We start from the raw sequence: 5,926 nt of genomic DNA on the forward strand, positions 1-5,926 counted from the left end.
CTCCCAAAGTGTAACGGAGGAGTTCGAAGGTTACCTAGGTACGGTCGGAAATCGTGCTGATAGTGCAATGGCAAAAGGTAGCTTAACTGCGAGACCGACAAGTCGAGCAGGTGCGAAAGCAGGACATAGTGATCCGGTGGTTCTGAATGGAAGGGCCATCGCTCAACGGATAAAAGGTACTCCGGGGATAACAGGCTGATACCGCCCAAGAGTTCACATCGACGGCGGTGTTTGGCACCTCGATGTCGGCTCATCACATCCTGGGGCTGTAGCCGGTCCCAAGGGTATGGCTGTTCGCCATTTAAAGTGGTACGTGAGCTGGGTTCAAAACGTCGTGAGACAGTTTGGTCCCTATCTGCAGTGGGCGTTGGAAGTTTGACGGGGGCTGCTCCTAGTACGAGAGGACCGGAGTGGACGAACCTCTGGTGTACCGGTTGTCACGCCAGTGGCATAGCCGGGTAGCTAAGTTCGGAAGAGATAACCGCTGAAAGCATCTAAGCGGGAAACTTGCCTGAAGATGAGACTTCCCTGGAGGCTTGACCTCCCTGAAGAGTCGTTCGAGACCAGGACGTTGATAGGTCGGGTGTGGAAGCGCTGTGAGGCGTGAAGCTAACCGATACTAATTGCTCGTGAGGCTTGATCCTATCATTTGAGTGGCTTAGCGAGGCTAAGTGACGAGAGTGGATGTGCGACGTACATCAAATACCGAATATATGCGGGCTGGTTGAATACCAGCCCAGGCTTCTTCAAGTTTGTGCCAGTTTATGTCTGGTGGCCTTAGCGAGGTGGTCCCACGCCTTCCCATCCCGAACAGGACCGTGAAACGCCTTAGCGCCGATGATAGTGTGGCATTCGCCATGTGAAAGTAGGACACCGCCAGACGCCCCATACGATAGCGCCGAGTCCATGCGACTCGGCGTTTCGCTTCGAAAGAAGCGAATCCAGAATTACGCGACAGCGTTCACGTTTTTTCTGGCGACCATAGCGAGATGGTCCCACGCCTTCCCATTCCGAACAGGACCGTGAAACATCTTAGCGCCGATGATAGTGTGGCATTCGCCATGTGAAAGTAGGACATCGCCAGATTCCCCATAAAAGCCCCAGGCCAGAGCCTGGGGCTTTTTGCGTTTTCGGCCCCGCCCAAGGCCGGGGTGAAATTTTTTGTCGCATCCTGCCGCTGTATATTAATCTGACCTATGAAATGCAGACAGTATTCGATTGCTATCAAGTCTGAAATGAGCGCTGGCTTCAGGCGCTCTTGGGGCGATAAATTGGGGAGGGTTGTGGGTAATATCTTGGCCTGATCATGCCCTGAGGGTGGAATCGCAAGTGATTTGATCCGCTTGGAAAGCCTTGCGCGGGCTGATTTTGATAGCGTTTAAGTGCTAAAGAATATTTTATATTGTCAAACAAAACCGTCATCTCTTGTATACAATAGACGGCTCACCCGGACGCGAGGCCGGGGCTGCAAACAATATCGGAGAAACCCATGCAATTCGAATCCTTTGCTCATCAGCAGTCCGCTCTGCGCGACGCCATCACCGCCGCTTACCGGCGCGATGAACGCGAATGCGTACAGGCGCTGTTGTCGCAGGCGGCGATGAGTCCCGAGCAGGTCGCATCAGTGCAAGATCTCGCGCGCCGGCTGGTGACCGAGGTCCGCCGCGAGCGCACTCGCTCCAGCGGCGTGGACGCGCTGATGCACGAGTTCTCGTTGGACAGCAGCGAAGGGATCGCCCTGATGTGTCTGGCGGAGGCGCTGCTGCGCATCCCTGACCGGGAAACGGCCGACAAGCTGATCCGCGACAAGATTTCCCGCGGCGACTGGAAGGCCCACCTGGGCAACAGTTCGTCGCTGTTCGTCAACGCCGCGGCCTGGGGCCTGCTGGTGACCGGCAAACTGGTTTCCTCGCACAGCGCCAATGGCCTGTCGGCCGCGATGACGCGCTTGATCGCCAAGGGCGGCGAGCCGCTGATCCGCAAGGGCGTCGACATGGCGATGCGCATGCTGGGCAAGCAGTTCGTCACCGGCGAAACGATTGAAGAGGCGCTGGCCAACGGCCGCGAGCGCGAAGCGCGCGGCTACCGTTTCAGCTACGACATGCTGGGCGAGGCGGCGATGACCGAGGCCGACGCCCAGCGTTACCTGAAGGACTACGTCACCGCCATCCACGCGATCGGCAAAGAATCGAACGGCCGCGGCATTTACGACGGCCCCGGCATCTCGGTGAAACTGTCCGCCATCCATCCGCGTTACAGCCGGCTGAAGCACGAGCGGATGATGGCCGAATTGCTGCCGCGGCTGAAGGCGCTGTTCCTGCTGGCCAAGCAGTACAACATCGGCCTGAACATCGACGCCGAAGAGGCGGACCGCCTGGAGATTTCGATGGACCTGGTCGAGGCGCTGGCCAACGATCCGGATCTGAACGGCTTCGAAGGCATCGGCATCGTGGTGCAGGCCTACCAGAAACGCTGTCCCTTCGTGATCGACTTCCTGATCGACCTCGCGCGCCGCACCGGCCATCGCTTCATGGTGCGGCTGGTGAAGGGCGCCTACTGGGATGCAGAAATCAAGCGCGCCCAGGTGGACGGCCTGCCGGGCTATCCGGTGTATACGCGCAAGGTGTACACCGACGTGTCCTACCTCGCCTGCGCCAAGAAGCTGCTGGCCGCCCAGGACGCGATCTATCCGCAGTTCGCCACTCACAATGCCTACAGCCTGGCGGCGGTCTACAACCTGGCCGCCGGCAAGGATTACGAATTCCAGTGCCTGCACGGCATGGGCGAGACCCTGTACGACCAGGTGGTGGGCAAGGACAAGCTGGGCAAGGCCTGCCGCATCTACGCGCCGGTGGGTTCGCATGAGACCCTGCTGGCCTACCTGGTGCGCCGTCTGCTGGAAAACGGCGCCAACTCGTCCTTCGTCAACCGCATCGTCGACGAAAGCGTGTCCCTTGACGAACTGGTGACCGATCCGGTGGCCGAAGCGGCCGCCTCCGCCGGCATGCCGCACAGCAAGATTCCGCTGCCGGAGTCGCTGTACGGCGACGGCCGCCGCAATTCCAAGGGTCTGGACCTGTCCAGCGAGCACGTGCTGGCCACGCTGCAACTGGGCCTGCAGACGTCGGAGCAGCAGCGTTGGGCGGCGTTCCCGATGCTGGGCGACGGCGATGTCACCGACGGCGAGCTGCTGGAAGTGCGCAATCCGGCCGATCATGGCGATGTGGTCGGCAAGGTGCTGGAAGCCACCGCCGCCGACGTGGATCGCGCGCTCGCGCAGTCGGCGGACATCGCCGCCGCCTGGGCCGCGACGCCGGTGGCCGAACGCGCCGCCAGCATCAAGCGCATGGCCGATCTGATGGAAGCGAATATGCCGGCGCTGATGGGCCTGGCGGTGCGCGAGGCAGGCAAGACCTTGAACAACGCCATCGCCGAAGTGCGCGAGGCGGTGGACTTCTGCCGCTATTACGCGGCGCAGATCGTGTCCGAGTTCGATAACGCCAGCCATCAGCCGCTGGGCCCGGTGGTGTGCATCAGCCCGTGGAACTTCCCGCTGGCCATCTTCATCGGCGAGGTCGTCGCATCTTTGGCCGCCGGCAACACCGTGCTGGCCAAGCCGGCCGAGCAAACCAGCCTGATCGCCGGCTACGCGATCCGCCTGCTGCACGAGGCCGGCATTCCGCGCGCCGCGCTGCAGTTCCTGCCGGGCCGCGGCGAGGTGGTCGGCGCCGCGCTGACCGGCGACGCGCGCATCCAGGGCGTGATCTTCACCGGCTCCACCGAAGTGGCGCAGATCATCAACCGCACGCTGGCCAAGCGCCATGACGATCCGGTGCTGGTGGCGGAAACCGGCGGCATGAACGCGATGATCGTCGACAGCTCGGCGCTGCCGGAACAGGTGGTCACCGACGTGCTGAGCTCGGCTTTCGATTCCGCCGGCCAGCGCTGTTCCGCGCTGCGCGTGCTGTATCTGCAGCATGACATCGCCGATAAGGTGGTCGCGATGATCAAGGGCGCGATGGACGAGCTGGAAGTCGGCAATCCGGCCAAGATCACCACCGACGTCGGCCCGGTGATCGACGCCGAAGCCCAGGCCGGCCTGCTGGCCCACATCGCCAGGATGAAGAACTCCGCCCGCGCGATGCACCAGACCAAGCTGTCCGCCGAGTGCGAGCAGGGCACTTTCGTCGCGCCGACGCTGTTCGAGATCGACAATCTGTCGGAGCTCAAGCGCGAGGTGTTCGGCCCGGTGCTGCATGTGCTGCGCTATGCCGCGTCGGATCTGGACAAGGTGGTGGCCGAGATCAACGCCACCGGCTATGGCCTGACCCACGGCATCCACAGCCGCATCGACGAAACCATCGCCGACATCTGCGGCAAGATCAAGGTGGGCAACATCTACGTCAACCGCAACATCGTCGGCGCGGTGGTGGGCGTGCAGCCGTTCGGCGGCGAGGGCAAGTCCGGTACCGGTCCCAAGGCCGGCGGCCCGTACTACCTGTACCGTCTGACCCGCGCCGCCTGGCAGCCCAAGCTGGCGGCCGCGCATCAGGCTGCCGATCTGTCCGCGCTGGATGCCTTGGCCGCCGCGGCCAAGGCGCAGGGCCTGGCTGTGGATGGCGTCATCGCCGCCGCGCGCAAGGAAAGCCCGCTGGCGCATAACGTAATCTTGCCGGGGCCGACCGGCGAGAACAATGTCTTGTCCTTCGCCGGCCGCGGCCGCATCGGCTGCGTCGCCGACGACGCGCAGGCGCTGGCCGAGCAATTGGCCGCCGCCTTCGCAGCGGGCAACCGCGCGGTAGTCGCCGATGGCGAACTGGGCCGTCGATTCGCCTCCGCCTTGAATGGTCATGTATCTGTTGTGGCCGATGTGCTGGAAGCGGACGTCGAGGCGGTGTTGTATGTCGGCGCCAAGGCCGAGGAGGCCCGGCGCGAGCTGGCCGCCCGCGACGGCGCGCTGGTTCCGCTGATCCTGCGCGGCGAAAATGGCTACAATGTGCATCGGCTGGTGGTGGAGCGCGCGCTCAGCGTCAATACCACGGCGGCAGGCGGCAATGCCAGCCTGATGAGCATGACCGAATGATCAACTTGCCAGCCTCTGGCCGCGTTGGAATAATGCGGCCAGAGTTTTTACTTTAAGAGCAAGACTGGGATCCGGCCCCAAGCCGGTTGTGTAGAAGCGCGAAGTTGAAGCAATAAGGAAGAGGAACGAAGAGATGCAAGTATCCAAGCTGTCCACCCTGACCCTGGCGGTTGCAGCCGCTGTCGCCCTGTCCGCCTGCGGCAAGAAGGAAGAAGCCGCGCCCGCGGCCGGCGCCTCCGCTCCGGCCCAGGCCAGCGCAGGCGGCGACGTGATCAAGATCGGCTTTGCCGCTCCGCTCACCGGCCCGCAATCGCACTACGGCGAGGAATACAAGAATGGCGTGACCCTGGCCATCGAAGACGCCAATGCCGCCAAGCCGACCATCGCCGGCAAGCTGGTGACCTTCGAGCTCAATGCCCAGGACGACCAGGCCGATCCGAAAACCGCCACCCAGCTGGCGCAGAAGTTCGTCGACGAGAAAGTCGCCGGCATCATCGGCCACTTCAACTCCGGCACCGCCATCCCGGCTTCCAAGATCTATTCCGACGCCGGCATCCCGATGATCGCGATGGCCACCTCGCCGGTGTTTACCTCGCAGGGCTTCAAGAACACCTTCCGCTCGATGACCTCCGACACCCAGCAGGGCAGCGTGATGGGCAAGTTCGCGGTTGAGAAGCTGCACGCGAAGAAGATCGTCATCGTCGACGACCGCACCGCTTACGGCCAGGGCCTGGCCGACGAGTTCGAGAAGGCTGCGCGCGCCGCCGGCGGCGACGTGGTGAAGCGCGAGTTCACCAACGACAAGGCCACCGACTTCACCGCCATCCTGACCTCGATCAAGGG

The 5,926-nt window shown here is 62.7% G+C and carries 2 protein-coding genes, 2 rRNA genes and 3 other annotated features; all 4 genes read left to right on the top strand.

Features of this window, described 5'->3' with window-relative positions; genetic code table 11:
• Positions 1 to 167, top strand: a sequence feature (23S ribosomal RNA rRNA prediction is too short).
• Between the two features lie 19 nt (positions 168 to 186).
• Positions 187 to 346 (top strand) — a sequence feature (23S ribosomal RNA rRNA prediction is too short).
• Positions 347 to 365: 19 nt separating this feature from the next.
• Positions 366 to 631 (top strand) — a sequence feature (23S ribosomal RNA rRNA prediction is too short).
• 136 nt (positions 632 to 767) lie between these two features.
• A 5S ribosomal RNA gene (rrf, locus tag ACY3GB_RS21390) occupies positions 768 to 882 on the top strand.
• Positions 883 to 971: 89 nt separating this feature from the next.
• Positions 972 to 1,086: ribosomal RNA gene (gene rrf, locus ACY3GB_RS21395) — 5S ribosomal RNA — on the top strand.
• Between the two features lie 403 nt (positions 1,087 to 1,489).
• Entirely contained in the window at positions 1,490 to 5,083 is a 3,594-nt protein-coding gene (putA, locus tag ACY3GB_RS21400; RefSeq protein WP_463090507.1) for a trifunctional transcriptional regulator/proline dehydrogenase/L-glutamate gamma-semialdehyde dehydrogenase, read from the top strand.
• Between the two features lie 133 nt (positions 5,084 to 5,216).
• Positions 5,217 to 5,926 (top strand): branched-chain amino acid ABC transporter substrate-binding protein (locus tag ACY3GB_RS21405; protein ID WP_463090508.1); only part of this gene is annotated, 710 nt, incomplete at its 3' end.

The organism is Chromobacterium sp. Ag138 (genome assembly GCF_055181315.1).

Coding starts and splice junctions, on each gene's coding strand:
- putA (WP_463090507.1), top strand. CDS start 1,490: ATGCAATTCGAATCCTTTGCTCATCAGCAGTCCGCTCTGCGCGACGCC.